Source organism: Bacillus sp. F9_6S_D1_P_5, from assembly GCF_054823925.1.
On record NZ_JBTREW010000038.1, the window covers coordinates 1 to 25,802 of the forward strand.

At 31.9% G+C, this 25,802-nt stretch carries 17 protein-coding genes and 2 pseudogenes; 1 reads left to right on the forward strand and 18 read right to left on the reverse strand.

All coding sequences use genetic code 11. The annotated features are described in order from the left end of the window. Positions 1–122: 122 nt before the first annotated feature. The 7 genes and pseudogenes from ACUXEY_RS27095 to ACUXEY_RS27125 all read right to left on the reverse strand — a co-directional run. Positions 123–311: pseudogene (locus ACUXEY_RS27095) on the reverse strand (Bax inhibitor-1/YccA family membrane protein); the annotation flags it as partial. Between the two features lie 105 nt (positions 312–416). Next, a complete protein-coding gene (locus ACUXEY_RS27100) occupies positions 417–2,822 on the reverse strand; it encodes a PAS domain S-box protein (protein ID WP_461302002.1) in 2,406 nt (801 codons plus the stop codon). Between the two features lie 680 nt (positions 2,823–3,502). Then, positions 3,503–4,900 carry a hemolysin BL regulatory component HblB gene (gene hblB, locus ACUXEY_RS27105; RefSeq protein WP_461302003.1) on the reverse strand — a complete coding sequence of 466 codons (1,398 nt, stop codon included), beginning with the start codon at positions 4,898–4,900 and terminating at the stop codon, positions 3,503–3,505. Between the two features lie 378 nt (positions 4,901–5,278). Further along, positions 5,279–6,406: a hemolysin BL binding component B gene (hblA, locus tag ACUXEY_RS27110; RefSeq protein WP_000591961.1), complete on the reverse strand. Its 1,128-nt coding sequence runs from the start codon at positions 6,404–6,406 to the stop codon at positions 5,279–5,281. 36 nt (positions 6,407–6,442) lie between these two features. Continuing rightward, on the reverse strand, positions 6,443–7,663 hold the full coding sequence (hblD, locus tag ACUXEY_RS27115) for a hemolytic enterotoxin HBL lytic component L1 (RefSeq protein ID WP_000714433.1): 1,221 nt from the start codon (positions 7,661–7,663) through the stop codon (positions 6,443–6,445). A gap of 61 nt (positions 7,664–7,724) precedes the next feature. Further along, positions 7,725–9,044, reverse strand: coding sequence for a hemolytic enterotoxin HBL lytic component L2 (gene hblC, locus ACUXEY_RS27120; protein WP_461302004.1), 1,320 nt, complete (start codon positions 9,042–9,044; stop codon positions 7,725–7,727). 1,170 nt (positions 9,045–10,214) lie between these two features. Beyond that, complete coding sequence (locus tag ACUXEY_RS27125) at positions 10,215–11,444, reverse strand: helix-turn-helix domain-containing protein (protein ID WP_131260416.1); 1,230 nt, start codon at positions 11,442–11,444, stop codon at positions 10,215–10,217. Positions 11,445–11,882: 438 nt separating this feature from the next. Here ACUXEY_RS27125 and ACUXEY_RS27130 point away from each other — a divergent pair, with 438 nt between their 5' ends. Continuing rightward, complete coding sequence (locus ACUXEY_RS27130; RefSeq protein ID WP_033680952.1) at positions 11,883–12,002, forward strand: hypothetical protein; 120 nt, start codon at positions 11,883–11,885, stop codon at positions 12,000–12,002. A 744-nt stretch (positions 12,003–12,746) separates the two neighbouring features. On the opposite strand, the pseudogene ACUXEY_RS27135 reads toward ACUXEY_RS27130, so the two are convergent. From ACUXEY_RS27135 to ACUXEY_RS27185, 11 genes and pseudogenes are all read right to left on the reverse strand, one after another. Beyond that, a pseudogene (locus ACUXEY_RS27135) lies at positions 12,747–12,972 on the reverse strand (small, acid-soluble spore protein, alpha/beta type). 180 nt (positions 12,973–13,152) lie between these two features. Further along, positions 13,153–13,794 carry a nucleotide excision repair endonuclease gene (locus ACUXEY_RS27140; RefSeq protein ID WP_001292174.1) on the reverse strand — a complete coding sequence of 214 codons (642 nt, stop codon included), beginning with the start codon at positions 13,792–13,794 and terminating at the stop codon, positions 13,153–13,155. A gap of 166 nt (positions 13,795–13,960) precedes the next feature. Continuing rightward, complete coding sequence (locus ACUXEY_RS27145) at positions 13,961–15,376, reverse strand: amino acid permease (protein WP_461302005.1); 1,416 nt, start codon at positions 15,374–15,376, stop codon at positions 13,961–13,963. Between the two features lie 274 nt (positions 15,377–15,650). Continuing rightward, the gene (brnQ5, locus tag ACUXEY_RS27150; protein ID WP_461302006.1) at positions 15,651–17,003 is read right to left on the reverse strand and encodes a branched-chain amino acid transport system II carrier protein BrnQ5; all 1,353 of its coding nucleotides are present in this window, start codon (positions 17,001–17,003) and stop codon (positions 15,651–15,653) included. Between the two features lie 197 nt (positions 17,004–17,200). After that, positions 17,201–18,019: a pyrroline-5-carboxylate reductase gene (gene proC / locus ACUXEY_RS27155; protein ID WP_461302007.1), complete on the reverse strand. Its 819-nt coding sequence runs from the start codon at positions 18,017–18,019 to the stop codon at positions 17,201–17,203. A gap of 315 nt (positions 18,020–18,334) precedes the next feature. Beyond that, positions 18,335–18,685, reverse strand: coding sequence for a DoxX family protein (locus ACUXEY_RS27160; protein ID WP_461302008.1), 351 nt, complete (start codon positions 18,683–18,685; stop codon positions 18,335–18,337). 164 nt (positions 18,686–18,849) lie between these two features. Beyond that, a complete protein-coding gene (locus ACUXEY_RS27165; RefSeq protein WP_461302009.1) occupies positions 18,850–20,094 on the reverse strand; it encodes an NAD(P)-dependent malic enzyme in 1,245 nt (414 codons plus the stop codon). A 91-nt stretch (positions 20,095–20,185) separates the two neighbouring features. Continuing rightward, a complete protein-coding gene (locus ACUXEY_RS27170; RefSeq protein WP_461302010.1) occupies positions 20,186–21,178 on the reverse strand; it encodes a DUF4046 domain-containing protein in 993 nt (330 codons plus the stop codon). A 224-nt stretch (positions 21,179–21,402) separates the two neighbouring features. Next, positions 21,403–22,596 carry a Ger(x)C family spore germination protein gene (locus ACUXEY_RS27175; protein ID WP_461302011.1) on the reverse strand — a complete coding sequence of 398 codons (1,194 nt, stop codon included), beginning with the start codon at positions 22,594–22,596 and terminating at the stop codon, positions 21,403–21,405. After that, on the reverse strand, positions 22,593–23,684 hold the full coding sequence (locus tag ACUXEY_RS27180) for a spore germination protein (protein ID WP_000629019.1): 1,092 nt from the start codon (positions 23,682–23,684) through the stop codon (positions 22,593–22,595). The genes ACUXEY_RS27175 and ACUXEY_RS27180 overlap by 4 nt, the downstream gene beginning before the upstream one ends. A gap of 26 nt (positions 23,685–23,710) precedes the next feature. Next, complete coding sequence (locus ACUXEY_RS27185; protein WP_000119219.1) at positions 23,711–25,285, reverse strand: spore germination protein; 1,575 nt, start codon at positions 25,283–25,285, stop codon at positions 23,711–23,713. Positions 25,286–25,802: the final 517 nt, after the last annotated feature.

Sequence of the window (25,802 nt, forward strand, 5' to 3'; positions counted from 1 at the left end):
ATTCTATGATTTTATATTGTTTTCTTTCACTAAAATCAAAAAAGATTCCGGAGTGTTGGGAACCCCTTCAGGGTTTCCCAACACTCTGAAAAAAACTGCATGTTTGAAACATGCAGTTTTTTCTACACTTCGGTTTCCATAAAGTAAGAAACAAAACGAAGAATTTCAAGATATAGCCATACTAATGTCATCATGAGCCCTATTGCACTATAACAATCCATATATCTTGCTGCCCCACTACCCACACCATTTTCAATAGAATCAAAATCCAATAATTGATTTAATGCAGTAACGATAATTACAAAGGCACTAACAACGATACGGAATTTTCCAGTTACTTTTATTATACGAGTAGCATATAAAACTTAGCATTACATTTTGTATATCTTCTAATAAAATTTCAATAGAAAAATGTATTAATTTTGAAGTGTACAAATAGGGAGAGTGACTTCAACTATAGTCCCCTTATTCACTTCACTCTCAATAACAACCTTTCCCCGATGTGTTTCAATAATTTTATAACATATCATTAAACCTAAGCCAATCCCCTCTTCCTTAATACTATAAAAAGGTTCTCCGAGATATGGTATACGTTCTTTTGGAATCCCACAACCTTGATCGATAAAACGAATGCTTACTTGATTATTATCAAGTATATTTACTTGGATCAGAATTTCCCCTCCCGTCGGCATGGATTCAATTGCATTTTTTAAAATATTAACAAATACTTGTTTTAATTGGTTTCCTTCACACGAAATCAATGGAATACCAGGTTTAAGTTCGATTCTAATTTTTATATTATTCATCATTGCTTGAGGTTGCAGTAGCATTAAAACTTGATCTATTAGCACACTAATATCATTAAGTTGTATTTTTACCATCTGTGGTTTGGCTACCGCCATAAATTCATTGGTAATACTCTCTATACGCTCAATCTCTGATGATACTATATTAATATAACCCTGATTATTCTCATTTTCCGTTAGTTTTAGTAATTGCATGAACCCTTTCATTGCGGTTAATGGATTATTAATCTCATGAGCCATTACAGTTGCTAATTGTCCTACAATAGCAAGTTTTTCAGATTTTCGTAGTAATTCTTCTGTTTTTAATCTTTCAGTAATATCACGAGAAATACTTAAAAAGACCTTTTTACCATTTAACTTAAAAACACGCACATTAAACTCGGTTGTTATTATTTTTCCCGTTGGAAAAACATATTCATCTTGCAAAGTGAAGGAAGTTTGTCCCTTTTTAATTTTTTCTAACAACCTTACGATCATTCGAGAATCTTGTGGTACTACATCTGGAAATGATAGTGAGAGCAACTCTTCTCTACTATATCCAAATCTTTTACACCCAACAGGGTTTACCTCAATAAATCGACTTGGGGCATGATCTTCATTCAGCTCTACTACATATATGGCGTCAGTTGCTTGTTCAATTAGTGCACGGTACTTCATTTCACTATCTCTTAATTGCTTGTGTAATCGATGCCGTTCTCTTTCTGCTTGTTTTCTTTCAGAGATGTCTCTACATATTGCTGATAAAGCTATCACATTTCCTCTTACATCTAGTATAGGAGAAACTGTCAAACTGACATCAAGAAGACTTCCATCGTTACGTTGTCTAACAGTTTCTAATCTAGTCACTACGGATTCGTTAGTTAGAATTTTCTGAATATTTTCGAGTGATTCTTCCATTAAAAAATCTGGTACACAGGGTAATCTCTTACCTATGATTTCTTGTGATGACCACCCAAATATATTTTCATAAGCTTTATTCGCTTGTAAAATATGCCCTTCTCGATCAGAAATGGTAATAGCATCTAGATTGTGCTTTATAAATGATTCTAATAATTCTTTGGTAGCCCTTAATTCTGATTCTACCTTTTTCTTTTCGGTTATATCAACTGTAGAACCAACAACTTCAATAACTTGTCCATTTCGTTTAATTGGCCTAAGCGCAATAAGAATAATAGTTTTATCATTTGGCCAAGGTAATTCAAATATAATTTCTCTCCCTTCCCACGCCTGAAGATAGTACTTCATCAATTGTGGAACTAAATGTGGAGGAACAATAGAAGCATCAATAGTGCGTAAGCTTTTTCCTACCACCTGTTGAGAATAAAATCCGTTTTGATAATAAAACTGTCCATCACATAAAGTGTGTATAAAGTGCTTACCCACTTTTTTAAATTTAAAAATTCCTCCTTGAAGCTCATGTACGGTATCTATAAGTTCTTTCTTCGATTTTTTTAACTCTCGATTTATTTTAGATAAGTCTTGTGTTAAATAATACAATCTCTGGTAGGCTTCCATAAGAAATAGCCCAATCAAAAGTCCTAACGCTATATATAATAAGCCTCCTGTGTAAAGTAATGTAGTATTAAATAATATGCCAACTAACCACTTTATTCCGACAAAAACAGAAAAATAGAAAGATGCACTTTTAAAGGGATGAAGGTTTTTAAAATATGTTTTAAAACTAGTAAATAGGATACCCATACCTAAATAAGCAATCACAGGAGGTTCCCAGTAACCTCCAATGTAAAAGATACGCATTATAATAATGCTAATTAACGTAATCCAACCGGCAATACGACCAAAGTAAATAAAAGATAGAATAAGAGGAACAACTCGAAGATCGTAGGAAAATCCCATGTATGGAAAAGAAAAGAACATTAACGTAACTGCAATAATCCCTCCATAGATTTTTTCTAAATATTTCCTGAAATTAATTGTAAACACTTGAATAAATATTGCTGCGCTAACTAATAAAGAAAAAATAGAAAGATTGATGAAATAATCTTTAATAATCATGTAATGTCCCTCCTTGCATTAAGTGTATTCGACAAAAAAGCTAAAAATCCTACAAATAGTATAAACAGTTCAAATGCATAAAATTTAAACTAGGATAAAATCTAGAAAAGTAAATTATGAGCACAGCAGATAAGATATTTTAGTGAAAAATAGTTAAAAAAGATAATAGCAACCGTTTACTACTATTATCTTTTTTCTTTAAGTTATCGTAATATGTCTGAAAATCTAAAGGGACGTGGTATGTCGTTTCATCGAACAATCATTATGCGCTGAGTTCATGAATATAGAAATTTCATCTGTAATTTTTGAAAAATAACACAAAAAACAAAACTATCTTTAAAAATGGAAAAAACCTATATAAATGTCAACTAATCTATGTACAAAAACGTTCACTTAATTTTGTATAAAATTACTCCACTTAGGAAGCGAAGTAGTTCTTCAGGGTCGATAAGAACACCTGTAGATGCTTCAGGATAACTACATAATTGTATGAGTAATGTACTTGAAACCTTTCGGTAAAACCATACACATAATACAACTAACTCCTTGGTTCAATATTTACTTTTTCGTTGAACAAATTCTTTTGCTTGAGCAAAGTATTCTAGGATATAAGGAGATTTTTCAATTAACTTGGTGTCTAGTTTATTGTCCAGCTCCAATTACTTCGTTACTTTTCAGATTCAGTTCATTATATTTTGTACTTTGTCTTTATACACAACATATTCTTTACCATCCACTACTGCTACTACCGCAAATTCATCATTTGGATTGAATGAAAGCCAATCAGCCCACATGTTAGTATTAGCCCCTCCACTCCACATATTATGAACAGTGTTTTTAGTTAAATTCATAACTTTATAAGACGCATTTGGCGCATTTGTTCCAGTCTTTATTTCAAAAGTGTATGCGTTATGAATTTTTTTATAAAAGTAGAAAACGTTTGATGGACGAAGCTGATTCAAAAAATCCTGTTCTTTTTTCTCTGCAATTTTTATCCCTTCTTGCAAAGTGACAACATCTGTTTTTAATGTTTTCCAACTGTTTTTCGCTGCATTCAAGCTAGGGGTTAAGAATTTATATTTATTTTGATCAGCTTTTTGATCAGCTTTATCAATATGTCCCAGTACACCCGAATATTGAGAATCTAAATCCTCCCATTGCGTAGACATATAAGTGAGAGCAGTGATAGCACTATCAAGCATACTATGCATATCACTAATATTATGAAATGCAACTCCAACTACACGATTCAATGTTATTTTATAATCTACAGTCTGATGCAATTTTGCTAATTCAGGTTCTAGCCAACCTAACTTACCTCTTGCATCACCTATCATTATGCCACCAGCAATCAAGGTTGGAATAAAGGGGATTTTCACCATGTCTAACCCCTTAGATTCTATGTCTTTCTGATATTTTACTTGTCCTAAAAGGTCCTCTAGACGCTTTTGGTCAGCCTCCACATCAGCACCTTGGTTTTTTAAAATCGATTGCAATGTCTCTTTATGACTTCCAAATGTTCTAACATCTTCTCCAATAGCATTTTTTAATTGAATTAATTCTTCTATTAATGCTTTTGCAGACTTTTGATTTTGTTGAATTCCTCCTTGTAAATCTGTAATCCCCTTTTTTAAAGTATCTCCATTTCCAGTATTGATTGCCTCTACTAATGTTTCATAATGATTTTCAAATTTTGTATCGAATTCTATAATGCCTGTCAAAGTATCAAAAAGATGTTTTTTTACTTGTGTATTCCATGTAACAGCATGTGCTCTTGCATTCTTTTGATCTTGTACAATTTTACTAGGTAAATCTGTATTTCCATTAATAGTTATTCCTTCAAAACTCACATCTGGATTATTAATTAGCAAATAAGAATATTCATTCATAGCTTTTACAAATAAACCAGCATCTTGCAAAGCTTTTTTCATCTGTTCTTCATTTGCTGAAAGAGACCTATTTTCAGTGTTCGTTTGTTGAATTTCAATTGCAAAAGTTTCTATTGGTATGACTGCATAAGTAGTTGTTATAGTTAAAAACGCTGATACAGTGAGTAGTTTATTAGGGATTTTTTTCATCTTTTCGTATTCCTCCTATATAGGGTATGGTTTCAAGTTCTAATCTTATTAAAAAGCGATGTCTTTCAAAATGAGTTCTACATCTTTTATTAGTATCGTTTGAACTTTCTTTAGCAACCTTCAAATCATTAAGTATTAAAGAAAATGTATATAATCTGCTTCAAATTAACCGATTCTGTTGCAAATTTTTAAAAAGCAATTAAACTACAAGGTTATTTTTTATTCGAATAATACTTATATATAATTGAAAGGCGAAGTCTTTAATGAGACTCCGCCTTTCTGTTATATAAGGATTTATTAATTATAACTTTTCTGTTTAGCAGTGTAATCATATACTTTCTATGTTTTAGTTCACTTTACAACAGAATTAATATTTCCCTATTTTTGTGGAGTAACAGTTTCTACTTTTAACTCCTTTATTCCTTCTTTTAATGTAACAGCATCTGTTCGTAATGTTTTCCAACTGTCTTTCGCTGCATTTAAATTAGGTTTTAAGAATTTAAATTTATTTTGATCGGCTTTTTGAGCTGCATTCTCAATATGCCCTAGAACGCCCGAATATTGAGAATCTAAATCATGCCACTGCGTGGACATATAAGTAAGAGCGTTAATAGCATCATCAAGCGCCTTGTGCATTTCATTAATATTACTGTAAGCAACTCCAACTACACGATTTAAGGTTACTTTATAATCCACGGTCTGACGTAATTCTGCTAATAAAGGCTCTAACTTACCTAAATTATCCCTTGCTACTCCCACTATAATACCGCCAATTATTGGTAGACCCAAAATAGCACCCTTCATTACATTAAACCCATCAGATTCTAATTGTTTATAATAGTTTACTGATCCTAATACTTCTTCTAGACGCTTTTGATCGGCATCAACATCTGCACCTTGATTTTTTAAAATTGACTGCAAGAGCTCTTTATTACTTCCAAATGCTCTAACATCGTGTCCAATAGAGTCTCTTAATTTAGTTAATTCTTCTATTAGTTGTTGTGCATACTTTTGATTTTGTTGAATTTCACCTCGTAAATCTGTAATCCCTTCTTTTAAAGTTTCTCCATCCCCTGTATTAATTGCCTCTACCATTGTTTCATAATAATTGTCAAACGTCGTATCATATTCAACAATACCAGTCAATGTATCTAAAAGCTGTTTTTTCACTTTCGTATCCCAAGTAACAGCATGTGCTCTTGCATTCTTTTGATCTTGTACGATTCTACCAGGTAAATCTACATATCCATTAATAGTAATTCCCTCAAAATTCACATCAGGATTTTTAATTAACATATAAGAATAGGCATTCATAGATTTTGCAAATAATCCAGCCTTTTGCAAAGTTTCTTTCATCTTCGCTTCATTTGCAGAAAGAGCCGTATCTCCATTGTTCGTTTGTTCAATTTCACTTGCAAAAGTTGCTACAGGTGAAACTACATTAGCGGTTGTAATAGTTAATAACGTCGATACAGCGAGTAATTTGTAAGGGATTTTTTTTATCATTTCATTTTCCTCCAATTTAGGTTTTAAATTTCAGTTCTACTCCTGTTTAAAAGCAATATCTTTTGAAATGAATTCTGCATCTTTATGAATATCATTCCAACTTTCTTTAGCGGCTTTTAAATCATCTGGTATTAAAGAGAATTTGTGGTCTTGCATAGAATCGATATTATCCAGTAAATCTGTATAATTTGCGCCCATTGTATTCCATTGCTTTTGAATATTTGTTAGAGACAATATCGCTTGATCTACAGTCTGATATAAATATGCCAATGTTTCTTTCGCGTTAGTAAGCGAAAGAACTGCTTGATTAGCACGATCTGCTTTCATACTTAATTCTCCGATTTTGTTAGAAATTTCATTATAGGAGTCCATATGCTTAGATGCTGTGACACCAGCCGCTGTTCCTAAACCAATACCAGCTGCACCAAGAGCCGAGAGTCCACCAACAACAGCCGGTGTTGCTGTACCACCAGTTACAACAATAACTACCGCTCCTCCAATAGCTGCAATAACTAAAATAGCTGCTCCCAATCCACCACCAATTGACCATGCTAATACATCATCAAAATGTTTTTTCTGAGTAGCACGAAGTTGCTCAATTTCAGCTTGAAGTTGTGGAATCGTTGCCTGTTGACCTGCTAATATTGCAGTTAATCCACCTTTCCCATCTGGACCACCAACATTATTTTTAAAATCTGTAGAATTTTGATATAGTTTCCCTTTGAAGTCTTGTAGCATCTTAATCACATCTGTAACTTCTTTTGAATTTGTATTGATTGTAGTAATTAAATCATTTATGCCCTCTTTTAGACCTGCCTTATCTTTCTTTTGTACAGTTTCTACTAATGTGTCGTAATAATTTTGAAATTGTTCATCGTAATTTACAATATTACGAGCAGTTTTTTGAATCTGTGGCTTCGCTGTATCTAACCAGTAATTCGCATTGATTCGTGACAGCTCTTGATTAAGGTGAATATTTTTGAGCAACTCTCCCCCCTCTGAGCCTAAATCGATATTAGATAAATTTACATTTGGTTGCTTAATCATTGTTTTTGCGTATAAATCCATTACTAGAATATGAGACCCTGTTTCAGCCAATGCTTTCTTTAGTCCTTCGGGGCCTAATGCATAATTGCCTACTTTTTGTTCTTGAGCGGTCGTTTCTTGTGCAAATGCATGAATAGTGTTACCGGTAGTAGCAGTTATAACAGTTGCTAATGTAGCTAAAGTTAGTACTTTGAATGGAAATTTTTTCATGACTATTCTCCTTCTTTCGCTAAATGCTTATAATCTTTATAGATTTCCAAAAAACGCAATATCAAAATTTATACACTTGTTCTTCAAGGTAACTTATTACATTTTTTAATTGTCTTAATGTATCTTTTTGAGACTGCTCGTTAGTTGTATCAACATTAGTAGATAATTTTGTAATGCTATTTTTTATTAGATTTAAATCTTCTTTATAGCGCTTTAGTAGATCAAGTTCTACATCTACTTGATTTGCAAACGTATGCAAATCATTTTGTGTAAGAAGAAGCATTGATTTTTGTAAATCAGCTATTGATAGTTTCGTTGTTAAATCATATATTTTTTGATTTTGTTTCTCTAAATCATCTAAATATGCTCGCTGTTCTGCTGTTAATTTATTTACTTCAGCAAAAACGCCAAATGTTTTCTTAATCTTTTCGGTATCAATGGCTTTCATCAGGTCATACTCTTGTGTTTTTGCTGCGGCTGCGGCTGCTATTTCACCTTGTTTGCTTTTCTCAATTGCTTCACGAGCTGCTTTTTTTGCTGATTCAATCTCTAGAGCAGTTTTACCTTGTTCTGTCGCTTCTTGCGCCGCTTTTTTCTCCGCTTCTAGAATAGAGTTGTTAATTTCTTTTCCTTTGTTATACGCTGCCACCCCTGCTTGAGCAGCTGGTTCAATAATTTCTTTTGAAAGACTATAAACTTCTTTGAATATAGCAAATCCCTGCTCATTTAAAGCTCCAGGTATTAATGCAATTTGTTGTAAATCATTTTGAATTGCTTTTTTGGTATTTAATATTTCATTTTTTAACTGATCTATTTTTCCTGTTCCATCTGTACCTAATATGCCTTGCGCAGTTGCCACATTAGTATCAAAATCTTTTAATTTTTTATCAAGCTGTAATTTAAGTTCTGTTAATTCATTGATTTGTCGTTGCGCATTTTCTTGATTCGTCATAGCCATTTCTTGAAGTACTTCAAGTCTATCCGAAAGCCCTTCTCTATCTTCTTTATTGTCTACAAACGATTTTAATGTCGGGTAATAGCTATTAAATTTTGTTACAAATCCTTTACTTTTTGAATTTAATAGAATTAACTGTGGATAGAGTTCCGATGACCATTCCTTCATATCTTGTTTGATTAGGAATTGATTTGTATTTAAAGCTGGGACTTCCTCTAGCTGTACATTAGGACTCATTAAAGATTGATCAATATACGTTTGGATTAATTTAGATTGCGCACCTAATTTTCGTAATGATGAAGAAATATCCATGTTTTCTTGTTGAGTTTCTGCTTGAACGATTGGTGTTGCGAGAGTATTGATAGGAATAGTTGCTCCAGTTACAATGGATGTTATTAAAAATCCTGTCATTATTTTAGTTTTCATTCCGTACACTCCTTTACCATTGTTTTTATAACTTAATTCATATAACTTGTACGACCTCTCTCTTTGTAAACTGGTTAGGAAGGAGAAATCTTTCAGATAGGGTAATATCGTTAGTTTTCACTTCTAATAGGATGTAAGGATTTTATTTATCTCTCATTCGATACTCTATTTTTTAAATATAAATAATGAAAATTTACTAAATATATTTGAATCAAGCACCCTATGAATAGTAAATTATTAATTCTTCCCTAGAATTGCGGTTTAACTTACAGAACCGCGAGAATTAATACACCAATGCTTACAGTTAATCTTTTCGTAACATTGTTTAATTTTAATTTCATAATATATCTCTTAGTTTTGTCCGCAAACTCCTTATTAGACTACAAAAGGTGAAATTATGCTGTACATCGCTTATACTTTTATTGCGGAATAACTTCACTTTTGTTATGCAGAAACTTAGAACACGTTTATTACAAATTTGATTCTTGACCTCTTGTGAATAAATTGACTATTTAGAAAATTACCAACGACATAATGTTACTTACAACTTCACTATAATTCCTATTAGCGTAACCTTCTCCTTTCTGTCTGGTCATACCAGTTATGTTGTTCATTAAAACATTAATTTTTTAATGCGTAAATAGAAAAATTTTGTCGATTAAGCTCGATAATTTACTGTTAAATAAAAATATGTCCCAAAAAAATTATATAAATATAGTTATCCGTAAATTTCATTTCTGTAATTGGAATGATTACAAATTAATGTGTATACGGTTATAAATAACTATTTTAGCTCAACCAAGAAATTTTATTTTAGAAAAAATACTTATAGAATAATATAATAGGTCTTTTTATACTTTTTTACCTTTATTTAGTTATGTATAATTGCATAAAATGTAGATATATTTAGTAATATATGTTATATTGTTGATTTTTTTACAAAACATCCTAATATCATTAATATTCAATATGAAGATATTAATCTATAAACTTATCTTCGTTATAAACGTAGGTTCTAAATTACAAAAAAGCTGCAAAGCCTCCTTGAAACACTTTGCAGCCTTCTATCTTTTTGTTTCCTTTAGCAAAATAATGGTTAGTGAATTTTTATTTTTTAGGATACTTATACCCATGTTTAAGTCTTTACATTGGAGACAGCAGATAACAAGCTTATATTATTGTATATTTTTCACGGTACTGCCTAGGAGTCATGCTAGTGTGTTTTTTGAAAACTCTTATAAAATAACTTTGGTCATTAAAGTTAAGCCAAGCACAGATATCTGATAATGAATAAGTAGTGAGTGTTAATAATTTTTTTGCTTCTTCCACTCGTTCCCTTTGAATATATTCGCTTAAAGTGATTCCCATTTCTTTTTTAAATAGTTTAGACAGATAAGTAGGCGTAATTTCTAAATGATTAGCAAGTTCATTCAGAGATATTCCATCGTAAACATTTTTATTAATATGTTTTATACATGTAGTAACCGCGTAAGAATACTTTTTTGCATTGTATTCTTTCACACGATCTGCAAAGGTACGTAAAGCGTCCCCTGACAAACGCTTTACAGATTCTACACTATCTAATTGTTCCAGGGTTTGTATATATAAAATACTATGAGCAAAAGCAATATCTGGTGGCAGATTTCCTTCTATTGCATATCGAGTGGCTAAGGTAATCGCAATAATTCCAAGGTTTTTTTGATTCCTGAGCGGATCCTCTATTAGCATAAGTTCAACATCTTCTTGCGAAACCGCATACATATACTGTATTAACTTTTTTTTATTTCCTTCTTTGATAGTCGAGAAGAAATCATTTACTAATGCCATATTGTGCGTTTTAGGTTTGTTTTGTCGGCGTTTTAAAATATATAAATCAGGTTTCACAATTTTATTAGGAATTTCCTCTAGTACTTTATTTTTTTCCAAGACAATATCTACATCTAACTTTTCATTGAAAATCATGTAATGTAATAAAATTCCCATATCAATTAATGTAGTTTTTTTAATCTCAGATAAACACTGATAATAGGCAAGTCTTTCTTGAATGTTATCATTTGATTTAAATTCTTTCTGAAATTTTATGATCATATCATCTGAATCTTTTGGATGTATAGTAGGACCAATTATAATAGTCCCTTTAATATCATCATGATTTTCTATATGAATTAGAACAAAATTTTCAAGATAGTTGTTACTTCGGAAAAGTGGCAAGTTAAAGGGATCGTTTTCTTGATAAATATCAGTAAGATGTTCTTCTTTAGAAGAATAAAAAGGACTACAAACATTATTAGATGTAGAATGATATAAAATTTTTCTGTCTGCAGATAAAATATGTACAGGGGCATTAAATGCTTTATGTGCAAGATCACACAAGTGTTGTATATCGATGGAAGTATTCATTACATTCTCCTTTATAGATCCATAAAATATATTCTGTTATATATAATTCACGACAAATAATACTATAAAATATCAAATTAGTACAATTCACAACAAAATATTACTATATCTTTTTTATAAAAATCATATATTATTTAATTGTAGTTAGCATCTAAATATCAGAGTAGATAAGTAAATGAAATACACTAAGTTCTTTTCTTAATTCTACAAGATATAATTATTGAACTTGAGAAAACAGTGAAGTACTACAAAATACAGTGGAAGTCAATGCGAGGACCAAGCTGGAAAAAGATTTAAAATGCAGCGAAAGTTACAGGAGATACTGTACCACCGCAAGAAACAACAGTCAAAGTTCCAATTCAATCACTTATACAAATTGAATTCAAAAAATAAATACTGCTAATTTAAATGTGAAACTAAAAAACCACTTCATTCCAAATTTTAAAAAAAGATAATAAAGAGGTCATGAAATTGGAAACAGATGAAAGTGATAAGGCTATTTTTGAAGCACTATGCTTTGAAAAATACAAGGTGGAGGAAATTCAAGTACTCAATTAAACATTTAATTGAGAGAAAGGTCTTTTCATCAACAAAAAATAAGAATAAAAAACGAATGGAATATTCAAAAAATCGGCTATATAGTGGCAACTAGTTTTATCTAATTGGTACTATATTATTGGTCGCAACATTAGTTTTACTTTCCACAATAGAGGAAAAAATATATATACTTTACAAATACTAAGAATAGCAAACTAGATAGTTTTATTACCGCATCACATAAAGTGAAACTTTAATCAGTGGGGGTTTTGTTCATCCCCCACTGATTATTAGCCCTCACCAATCGGGCTTTTACGGACAGTTGATCCCCCACCTAACTTCTTTGCTTCCGCTAAATTTTGAGGTGAGGGTCTTACTGCCCACAAATAGCGGGATAAACTTATTATTAATTTCCAAATACAATAGTTGTTAATCAACAAAAAAACTTCAATAATTAAAGTGCACAGTAAATTGACCTCAAAACAGTAATTACTACAGTATCAGTTTTTACTTATTCTATAAAAAAAGAAATATTACTTAATAATTATTACTTTATATCGATTTAGACATAAAACATTTTATTATATCGGCTTAAGTATTATGGAATTAAAATTGCAAATAACACCAAAACTCTTTTAAGGGCTCATACATCGTTTGTATTGAATTAATTCTCTTTCGATACCCATGCCATTAACATACCTACAAAAGATTATTACAAAGGAATCTGAGAAGTTTTTTCAATTTCAAAATTCATTTTTTTGTAAATTAAAGGAAAAATAATCTGTATTGACCTGTTAACTGTTTTTCAGTCATTCGAACTAAGCGTTTTGTAATCTCTCCACCGATCCGAACCATTTGCAGATGATGATGTATCAGTTCCCAGTGTGACTCCTAGTTCAAAAGCAATTTCATACTTCATTTTCTCAATAGTACTTGTAGTAGCAGAAATAAGAATTTCATTTGTATTACTTTCGTATCTTTGAATATTTATAATTGCACTTCCAATATATTTATAAATAACATGTGCCTATTTATGCATGAGTAACCTAATTTCTTCTAGTATTTTTATGGGAACCCTTTCCCTCCCCTTATTCCACCAATTAAATTTGAAATACAAATGTACATTGCATTTCAATATAACAATAAAAGCAACGAATTTACTACTTTAAAGTTAAGTGTTTAACCTTGAAGTACTTAAATTCTTTTTTCCAGATAAAGCATACATTATATCTTGATGCTTTATTGTCCTCTTATAATTATGTGGTATCGGGAATTTGTTTCGGTGTTCTTTCATTATAATTAAAGTTTGAAGTTCTATGCTCAATACTTTTGCGAGAACATGATAGTTATATCCATTGTTTAATAGAGAAATTATGTCATAAAACATAGTTTTTCCACCCACTAATTTTACTAATCTATTCTTTAACTCATCCCTTTTTTCTTTAGCTTCATCAATTTCTAACAACATGGATTTTTTATTTGTTTGCTTAATGTATTGAGTATATAACTCTGGGAATTCTTTTTGGACTTCTTTGTTTAATACTGGTTTATATTTAATCATATAAGTAACTTGTAACAATGAGCGTTTTAACAAACTATCTTCAATGAGATACGCTACTTTATTAAATAAATGTACATATTCCTTAATATTGGAATAACTATTAAAATGAGCTAATACTCTACTTTTTATACTAAAAGCCTTGCCTATATAAATAATATTGTCATTATAATCTTTAATAAAATAAATACCACTGTCATCTTTTTCTAATTCATTATCCAGTTCTTCTAGACTCATAAAATGCAATTCACTCATACTTTCCTCTCCTTATTAGTTTTAAATCATGAAAAACAGGCAAGGTTTCTAAAAAAGGCACTCAGCTGTCCTAGGATTTTTCATTTTATTTCTTGCTAAATGTTAAAAAACTATTTCTATGTTACTCAACTATTAATATGATTATTAATACAATTTTCTATCGTTATTATCTCGCAATTTTATCATGTAATTTCGAGATCGTTTCCTCATTTAAATTACTGTGTTTTATCGAATAAAAGAAATATATTACTGCTCCAATAGTAATCCAAATACTAAAGTACATCCATGTTCTTAACGGTAAATTTAGCATTAAAAACACACAACAAACAATTGAAACGCTTGGTAATACAGGTACAAAAGGTACCATAAATCCACGTTTTAAATTTGGGTGTGATTTACGGAGAATAATAACTGATAGACAAACTAACGCAAACGTCACCAAACTACCGATATTAACTAAATTAACCAATTCTTTCAAATCAATAAACCCAGCTATTATAGAGCTCCCTATTCCTGCCAATCCAGTTATAAAAGTGGGTGCTCCAGTTTTCTTATTAACTTTTGCAAATGATTTCGGTAACAATCCATCACGACTCATTGCAAAGAATACTCGTGTTGCCGCATACATATTGGAAAAAATAACAGCCATAAGGCCAATTACAGCACCTGCAGCAATTGCACCAGCGACTTTTCCTTGTCCTACCACTTCCATTACATAAGCCATTGCCTCAGGGACATTTAATTCTTTATAGGAAACCATTCCTGTCATAACAAGGCATACGATAACATAAATAATTGTACATATGATTAATGATGCAATAATACCGATGGGAAGATTACGCTTCGGATCTTTTACTTCTTCTGCTGAAGTTGCTAATATATCAAAACCCGTGAAGGCGAATAAAATAGCTGCTCCACCCGTAAAAACTCCACTTAAACCGTATGGTGCAATTGGTATCCAGTTCGTTGGTTTTACATAGAATATACCAACTGTAATAAACAATAAAATCATACCAATTTTAATCAATACCATTATATTATTGATTCGTTTACTTTCCCTCGTACCACGGGATAACATCCATGCTAATATTAATGTAATAATTACTGCCGGTAGATTTACAATACCACCATGCGAAGGAATCGTTACTAGAGCTTTAGGTATCTCTAATCCAAACCCTTTTATTAAATTGCAGAAATAGCCTGTCCATCCAGTAGCGACAGCCGCTGTTGCCACAATATATATTAACAGTAAAGACCAACCTACTAGATGAGCAACAAACTCACCAATTGTTGCATATGAGTACGTATATACACTACCAGATGCCGGGAGTGTGGAAGCAATTTCTGCGTAACATAATGCTATAAATCCGCATATAATTGCTGCAAGTACAAATGAAAAAATAACTGCTGGACCAGCATCTCTTGCTGCTACTAATCCAGTTAACACAAGAACCCCCGTTCCAATTATCGAGCCTACCCCTAACATAATTAAATCAAATGCTCCTAATGTTTTCGTTAAGGTCTTGCTTTGATTATGCTCTAACAATTGTGTAACGGATTTCTTTTTTAATAACTTACTCATATTCTCTGTATCCCCTTTAAAATAAGGTTTGTTCTTCTCGTTATTGTTGTATATAAATTTACTTAGTTATTACATAGTCTTATAATATTTCTTCTACGTTAAATAAATTTGAAACATTCTATTTTTTCTCTTCCCTCCAGTGTTCAACAAACATCAGCTATAATGTGTTATAGCTCATTCAATTTACCTCAAACGATATAAATAAAAGATTTTTTCATTCCAAAGAGTTAATTAGTTTTGTATCCCCGATAATGGTATGATAAACAAAAAGAATTTATTTATTTAATTGAGTTTCACTAGAACTTACGGTATTTTTCTTCCGTAATACACTAACAATATACCCACATACACCGCCTATAATAGCCGGAAATCCCCATCCTAAACCTACACTATATAAAGGAAGAAAATGCTCAAGAAAATTATTGATTATTTCGCTTTCTATTCCAGCAGCTTTTAATCCATCTAACGAACTAAAAATAAATGTCAATATCAAACTCCCTTGATATACTTCAAATCTACCATTGAATACAGAGTGTAAAAATGTTAGAAATATTAAGGTAATAGCAATTGGATACATAGTTATTAATACAGGGATTGAAATCTTAATTAATTGTGTTAACCCTATATTTGCAACTAGTGTACTGAAAACAGACAAAATAATAGCAATTTTTTTGTAAGAAATCTTTGGAAATAATTTATGAAAAAAAGAAGAACAAGCAGTGATAAGTCCTACGCTTGTGATTAAACATGCTACTATAATCATTACACCTAAGAAAATTGCACCATACGAACCAAAGTAATAGCCCGAAACTTTTGCTAAAACTTCAGCCCCATTATTTAAACGACCTAGTTTTTCTACACTAGAAGCGCCCATATAGGAAAGGGCAGTATAGATAAGAGCTAAGAGTGTAGCAGCAATAGCCGTTGCTTTTACACAAACAGCCATAAGCTGCTTTTTAGTAGTAGCCCCTTTTTCTCTAATTGCATTCACAATAATAATTCCAAAAACAAAAGCTCCAAGGGCATCTAATGTTAAATACCCTTCTTGAAAACCTTTAAAAAATGCATCTGATGCATACACTTCACTAGGTGCCTGAATTCTTCCAATTGGGTGAATAAAAGCAACAACTACGAGCATCCCAATAACAGTCAATTTGATAGGAGTCAAAACTTTTCCAACTATATCAACAAGTTTTGTAGGATTAAGGGATAATAAGCATGTAACTGTGAAAAATAAGATTATAAATACTGTTAATGCAACAGGACCTGCATCATTTGATAAAAACGGTTTAATTCCAATTTCAAATGATACAGTTCCAGATCTAGGGATGGCATAAAAGGGACCAATCGCTAGATAGAGAACGATCGCAAATACAATACCAAACACCGGATGTACACGACTAGCTAAAGATTGCAAATCACTTTCACCTGAAAAAACAAATGCTGTTATTGCTAACAATGGTAAACCAACTCCAGTAACTAAAAAGCCTGCATTGGCTATCCATACATTATTTCCAGCCATTTGACCAAGCATAGGTGGAAAAATTAAATTTCCTGCTCCAAAAAACAATGCAAACAGCATCAATCCTATAATAATGATAAAAGAAGTAGGAACTTTATTTGACATAACAACTCCTCCGATTATACATTTGTATACGCTCTTTGTTTTCCCAATAATATATATTAATCTAGTTTATTCCAGCCTAGAGCACCATTGCGAAAGGCAATTTTATGCCCCGCTCTCTATAAGAGAATAGCAACAAGCTTTTAATTTAAATAATAGCTTACATTAATGGATATGAAGTTACGCCTAAACAAATCTTCTCACTTACTAGTTAAACGAGACATTTCCATAGATTTTTTCGTACAACGTTTCATAGCTGAAATGATAGCTGTTCTTAAACCTTTTTCTTCTAATGTTGCTACAGCTTCTATCGTCGTTCCCCCTGGAGAACAAACCATATCCTTCAATTCACCTGGATGTATTCCCGTTTCCAATACCATTTTTGCAGAACCTAATACAGCCTGAGCCGCAAATTTATAAGCCTGGTTTCTCGGCATACCGTCAAGTACAGCAGCATCTGCCATGGCTTCTATAAACATATACACATATGCTGGAGAAGAACCACTAATAGATGTAACAACATCCATTAATTTTTCATTTACGACCTCCGTCTGGCCGAAACTATTAAATATATTTAGTACCTCTTTTATATCTTTTTCTGTAACCATTTCATTAAAAGATAATGCAGACATTCCTTCCCCAACAAGTACCGGTATATTCGGCATTACTCTAATAACCTTTAACTTTCTATCAAATTCATTCTCAGTGCTCTTAATACTTTTTCCTGCAGCAATAGTTACAACAATTACATCATTTTTTATTTGGTCTTTTATTTGGTTAATTACCGATGTGTATAAGTCTGGTTTAATTGATAAAATTAAAATGTCAGCACTGTTAGCGACTTCATTATTGTTAGTAGTTATAGTTATGCCATATTTATTACTAGCATTTTTTAAATTACTGACGTTTAAATCTGAACAAATTATTTGATTTGGAGACACTATATTTTTATTAATCATTCCACCTATCATAGCAATACCCATGTTTCCACATCCGATAAATCCTATTTGTTTATTCATAATAATTTGATCTTGCTCCTTCTATTCTAAACTTTATTGATTTTGAAATTATTATTCTAAATAAGGGCTATTACAATTACTGGTTTTATCAATAGAATTTAAAAATTCTCCTTCCTATAATGAGTTATGTTTTCGTATGTCGTTTACAAGCATGCATTTAAAAAAATGAAGAGACTTTCTATTCATAGAACTATTAAAAACAAGAGTAAAATGGTGATAATTTTTCGGAATTAATATTCTTTAACTATTCACCATTTTAAATAGAGCTTACATATTCCTCTAATAATTACTTATTTTCAAAATTTATAGTTACGCTTAAGAAAATGTATTTAAATTCCAAATAATTATCGCCGTAGATAGCATGAAACAAAGTAATGCAGGGATTATCATTAAAATAGATTGTTTTGCTCGAAACATATGAGCATGAATGGCTCCGACCATGAGAACTGCTAATAATATATTTGCTCCTAGCGCTAAGTATTGATTCCAAATACCACCGATTATACCTATTGCTCCAATAATTTCAATAAAACCAATTATAGACATAATCCATAATGGATATTGATATTGTTGCCAATGTTCCACCTGAAAAGATATACGAAAAATTTTTATGAATCCCCCTACTACAATAAAAATTGCTAAAACTACCTGAAGAACAATCATCATTTAAACTCGCTCCTTTTAAGACTTTGTTAATTTCCATGCTTCACAAGGAATAAATATATGCGTTTTACAAATATCAGAAAGGGAGATATACATAATTTAACTTTTTATACGCTAAGAACTAAGTAGATAACCTTTACTACATAATATTTTCTTAAGAAAAATATTTATTTTAATATATTTGCCTCTTTTGTTAACCTGAATAGATTGTTTTTAATTTCAGACATGCTGATATTTTTTCTTGAAACACCGGTTTCCACTGCAGCACGTGCGACAGCATATGCTACATGTGGCACCACCCTAGGATCAAACGGATTTGGAATGACATAGTTGACATGAAGCTCTTCTTCTGAAATTAACTCAGCTATTGCATAAACAGCTGCTAGCTTCATTTCTTCATTAATTTCTTTTGCTTGTACATCTAAAGCTCCACGAAAAACTCCAGGGAAAGCTAGTACATTATTTACTTGATTAGGAAAATCAGAACGTCCTGTACCAACTACTAGTGCTCCTGCTATTTTTGCTTTATTAGGCATAATTTCAGGTGTAGGGTTAGCCAAGGCAAAAATAATAGGATTATGATTCATAGAACGAATCATATCCTCATCAACTACATCTGCAGCTGATACTCCAATAAATACATCAGCATCAATAAGGGCCTCTGCTAATGTTCCCCGCTTCTGTTCTATATTTGTAATACGAGCTATTTCTTCTTTAAGCGCATTCATTCCAATAGGTCGCTGTTCATATATTATCCCTTTTGTGTCACACAAAATAACATTTTTTACATGCATATGAAGTAACAGCTTAACAATCGCTATCCCAGCAGCACCAGCACCATTCACAACGATTTGCACATCTTCAATTTTTTTATTTGTTAACTTAAGTGCATTAATTAGGCCAGCAATCGTTACAATAGCTGTACCGTGTTGATCATCATGGAAAACAGGAATATCACAAGATTTTCTTAGGCGCTCCTCAATTTCAAAGCATTGAGGTGCTGCAATATCTTCTAAGTTTATCCCACCAAAATTTGGTTCTAATAATTTAACAACTTCAACAATCTTATCCGGATTATTAGTGTTTAAACAAATAGGAAAAGCATCGATCTCAGCAAATGATTTGAAAAGTAAAGCTTTTCCCTCCATCACTGGCATAGCTGCTTTAGGTCCAATATTCCCAAGACCTAATACTGCAGTTCCATCGGATATAACTCCAACTAGATTCCCTTTCATTGTATAATCATATAATTTGCTTTCATCTTTATAAATCTCTAGGCATGGCTCAGCAACACCTGGTGAGTAAGCGAGACTTAAATCCGTTGAATTTTGTACTTTAACTTTAGAATAAACACCAATCTTCCCTTGTTTTTCTTTATGCATTTTCAATGTTTCATCTCGTAAAGGTGACATGTAATTTCGCTCCTATAATTAAGTTAAGAGTTCATTAACTCTATCTTAAACTTGATATTGTATGATATAAGTAAGACTTCTAATATAATCATTATTTATTTTTATAACCTTTTAACATATCTTTTGCATAACGATTGGGGTATAAAGTATTTAACATATTGTATGGACTTCCCTTCCAATATCTTCTTAATGGTGTCCATAACTTATGTTTAATTAACCATCTTTGTGTGTACATAGATAGTAATTGCTCCTCTGTTAGTTTTTCCTTTTCTTCAATAGTCCACTTCAGCGCCTCTAATGCTTTTTTTTTAGTCCAAAAATCGGTAGGTGTGAATTTATATTCCCATTCTTTATTTTGACCAGGATATAATTCATTGATCATGGAGTACGGACTGTTATTCCAGAATATTTGACAAGGGGAAATTAATTTATGAATAGTAAGCCATTTTACACTGTAAACTTGTAATAATTGAAAAGAAGTTAATTTTTCTTTTTCTTCAATAGTCCACCTTAATGCTACCAATGCTTTTTCTTTAGTCCAAAAATTGTTAGGAGTCATACTAAATTCCCACTCTTTAAATTTATTAGGATATAAAGAATTTATCATTGCATAAGGGCTACCATTCCAATACATAACTAATGGTGCACTGAGTTTATTTTTCTCTAACCATTTTTTACTATAGAATTTGAGTAGTTCTACTTTACTTAGCTTTTCTTTTTCTTCGACAGTCCATTTTAATGCTTCAAGAGCTTTTTCTTTAGTCCAAAAATTTAATGGTGCCATACCGAACTCCCACTCTTTAAATCTATTAGGATATAAGTCTTCAATCATCTTATAGGGACTGTTATCATAACCATGTTTGAGCGCGCCGAGTAATCGATATTTTATAATTAAAGGGGTATTCCATTTTTGTTTAATATCCTCTTCATTCCATTTTAAAATTGTTTCAATTAAATATTTTGTAACCCTTTTAGATAGCTCTCTATTGCTATCTTCTTTCCATGTATTCGGTGGAAACCTACTTCTTTTACCATCTAATATTTCTTGATAGATTTCTTCTATTTGCACTGCTTTCGCTTGCACTTCAAACTCCCTCCTATTCAAGACATATAACGATTCCTCTTTCCTAACATTAAATAGTAACTATTGTGATCTACTTTTATAACGCAAAAGAAACGTATAGGATAAAATCATTTCTTTAATTTATAATAAGAAGGACATAAAAAAACAAAAAGTTACAAAAATTTTTAAATTAAAATTTTTGTAACTTTTTGTTTTTGTGTAAATATAAGGTCAATTAAGACGTCTCACCGTTTTAAACTTGACGCTCCATAATCTTGTATAGTTACATTTATATGATATTTAATCGGTACCTTACTAAATGTTCGATCCCAATCTTTTTTGACTTCCTCCCATGTTCTCGGGTGTTTAATTCTTAATTGGTTGCCAAAACCCGCAATATCGACTTGATATTCTTTTTGTATTTTTTTTATAACATGATGTACTAAGTGCTTTACTTCATTTTCAATAGCTTTTTCTTCCCTTTTTAAAAATTCATTTTCAAAATCTTTTCCTGATTGCACCCAATTTTCAGACAAACGTCCTTCTGATTCAATGTTTACATCAAAGGAAATATTATTTCCGTTAACATGTGGTATGATTTTGCTTTTTATTGACTTTATTTCGTATATAATGAGTTTCTTTGATTCTTTATCAAAAGTTTTTACCACACCACCATTCCTTTTTCCGTTTATCCATACTACTCCTTCCAATTCCTGTTCATTTAAAAAGCCCATCAATTTTTTTGTCTTTCCTTTAATTACAGCAGCTCCTGCAAATTTTGTTTCCCCATTCATCGAGATTACATTTTGCAAAAGAAAACTGGACCCTGACCGCATCTTTCCTTCTAATTTAGCGAGCGATACAGGAGGTAAAATCCTTGTTGTTCTATTTCTATTATCTGCAATTCCAGACAAACGAAATGCTGGGATTTCTCCTTTTTTGTTTGATTCCAGTACCTCCTTCGCTAGCCCCTTGCTAATTAAGATCATAGAGCTAAGCCGAACTTCATTGTCACGGAGATACTGCTCAAGTAATTGTTCTAAACTGTATGTACGTACAAGACTATCACTAATAACAATGTTTTTTAAATGCGGGCTGAACATTTCGCTCTCTCTTTTCAATGAAAGCTCCCGAACAATTTGATGAATGGAATCACCGGTCTCTGAAACATTTATATAACGTTTTTGTTGTCCGTTTCCTTTACTTTGTGCTTGCGAACTAACAATTTGATAAGTAGCTGTTATAAGATTTTTTTTAGAATATCCTCCTTCCTCATCCTCTTTCTCAATTGTTGAATCCTTCCCTTTATCTAGTGCTATACCTGCAGTTAAACTCAACTCTTCTACTTCTTTACTGCTCCAACATCCTGTTAAAAATAGGAGCACCAGCATCGATAACAAAGCCAAATAGAACTGCATATAATTAAATTTCTTTTTCACACTATTCCTCCTTTTAATCGCTTAATAATAAGAAGGAGCAGTGGCAGTAAACCAAATAAAAATATAGCAGCATTACCGAGCATATCCCCCAATTTAAGCAAATGATTTATATTTTTCGAAGTCATAGCAATGATGTAAATGATTGGAATCAAAGCAAAAATAAACGGATGAATACTCTTTTTAAAGAGTTGGGCTAATCCTAATGCAGCTGCATAGTAACTAATCGTATAGGTAGCAAATATTTGCATAATCCATATTACAAGTAGTAAAGATTCAAAACGTTCAAATATCAAACCAGAAATTTCAAAACTGCGCATAAGGTCAATTGTCGGCCATGTTCTTGTTACAACCCCATCAATTGATAATGCTCCGATGACCATTACAACAGTTATTACATAAAAGATTAACGGAATAGAAATTCCAACTAAAATAGCTTTTACTGCTTTATTTCGTTGTTCCATAAACACCAAAAGAATTAACATAATTTCAGGACCTGTATATGCGAGAGACGTTGTTTTTATCCCATCTAACACTGGTTTAATCCCAAAACCCAATACGGGACGGAGATTATCTATCTCAAATATTCCGATACTCATAAAGGAAATGACTAAAAAAATAAAAACAGTAATAGGGAATATTATTTCAAACATCCGTGCAATTGAGTTAATACCACTCATAATCAAATAGAGACCTATCCACATAAAAGGCATAATAATAGCCCATGTAGGAGTTCCTTCGAGCAAAAAAAAGCTTATTACTTCTGCCATTGAACGAATTTGAAAAGCTGAGGTTGTAAGAAAATAACCTATAATAAGAAAACTAAGTAACCTGCCTATCCATTTCCCTACAATTTCTTGACTGTATTGATAAAAGGTTTTTTCTGGGAATCCTTGACTTAATTTGACCATGATTACTCCTGAAACCATTGCGAGGATTCCACCTAATATCACACTTAGCCATACATCTGGTGTTTTCACTTTTTCCACAGATGCTCTAGGCAGAGTGAGGATTCCTGTTCCGAGTATGTAATTTACAATAATAACAACTGCTTGCGAAGTTGTTATTCGGTCTTGGGATTTAGTAATCACTGAAGGCCACTTCCTTTCATCATCAGCTACTTTTTGCGGATAGTTTTTTTAGTATGCATTATTTTTGGTCTACGTCTCATTATTTTTAATGGCATGCGAACCATAAAATCTTTCCAGTCACTAAATCGATACGGAACAGCAGGGCTAGTATAAGGAACGCCAAAACTTTTCAGTTTCACTAAATGACTGCAAAGTAAAAGAAAGAAGAGAATAACTCCATACAAGCCAAATATCGCAGCACAAAACATAGCTACAAAACGAAGAATGCGTAACGTAATTCCCACACTATATTGTGGGATAGTAAAAGAAGAAATAGCTGTTACCGCAACAACGATAACCATTATTGGACTAACAATTCCTGCTTCTACGGCAGCCTGACCAATTATTAAACCGCCCACAATTCCCATTGCAGGTCCAATCGGTTTAGGCAGACGTAAACCTGCTTCTCGTAAAACTTCGATGGCTACTTCCATAATCAACGCTTCGATTAAAGCGGGAAAAGGAACTCCTTCTCGCGATCCGATAATAGAAATAGCTAGCTTAGTGGGAATTAATCCTGGATGAAATGAAATAAAAGAAATATACAGTGCTGGAGCAAATAATGAAACAAAAGCTGTCATGAAGCGTAATAAGCGGAGAAGCGTACCAGGAATCCACCTTTCATAATAATCTTCTGGTGATTGCAGCAGCATACTAAATGTAACTGGAGCAATTAAAACAAATGGTGTTCCATCTAACAAAATAGCTACTCGACCTTCCATCAAAGCACTAATAACACGATCAGGTCGTTCTGTATTTTGAATCTGTGGAAAAGGACTGAGATAATTATCTTCAATGAGTTGCTCTATATAACCAGATTCGAGTACACTGTCTATGTCAATTTTCTGAATTCTACTTTTTATTTCTTCCACCAATTCTGTACTAGCAAGATCTTTAATAAATGCGACAACTAACTCTTTCTTTGCACGTTCTCCTACCGGTAGCTTTACTAATGATAAGTTCTCATCCGCACAATGCCGTCGCAAAAGTGAGGTATTATCACTTAATACTTCAGTAAAACCGACCCGTGGCCCTCTGACTAATGCCTCTGATACTGGTTCTTCCATGTTTCGTTTATTTGCTTTTGTTGTACCAAGAATAAACACATCTGCTAAACCATCAATTAAGAGAGCTGTTGAACCTATCAATACTTTGGATATCAAATCTTTTATGTAATGGACTTCTGCTACTTCACTAATTGTAAGAACTTTATTTTTAATATATTCTTTTGAAACAGTCCCCTCCACATAAGAAGATTCATTTTTATATTCGTCAGAAAAATCATCCATTAGTAACTTCATAATGTGTTTGTCAATGATCTCTTTATCTGATAGACCATCAACAAAAATGATCCCAGCTTGAATATCTGTGCGTCCAATATTAAACTTCCGAAAACGAACATCAGAATTATGTCCGATCTGTTGCTTTATAAGTTCTAAGTTAGAGGCAAAATCATTTGTGAAATGAACGGTTGTATTTTGAGAAGGTTTATACTCTTGTTTCGTTTTATTTTGAATATTATTTTTCTTCACTTGTTTGTCTCTTGACTTCCACCAACTCATTCTTCCCACTCTTTCTCTGACATACGAACCCAATGAAAAAATCTTGAGATAGTATACGGAATTAAAAACAAAATAAAAGCTTGTACAAAGACTTTCCAATCTGGAAGATAAGAAGTAATTATGTTCCACATGTTTATCACCCAATTTATATACTCTACTAGGATTGAGACTTCTAAAGAACGGTATGTACTTAATAAAAAATAACTGTAAGATTAAAGAGCATAAAAGCAAGACATTATGCTTATTTAGTACCAATAACCTAATTAATATAAAAACATTTCTGACCTAAAATACCATTTCCAATTATAGTTTGTTAAATATTATCTCCTTTTCCCTTATTTGTATGCCTGCATTTGAATTTCAAATAATATGAGTATCAATGATATTTTCTCTTAAAGAAAAAAAGATGCTAGAAGATAGCATCTTTTTTTCAGGCTGTGGAGAAAGTCTTCTCCACAGCCTATTTTTGTGTCTGAACCTCTTTTTATGTGTCAACACTGATAAAAAAGAGGAAAAG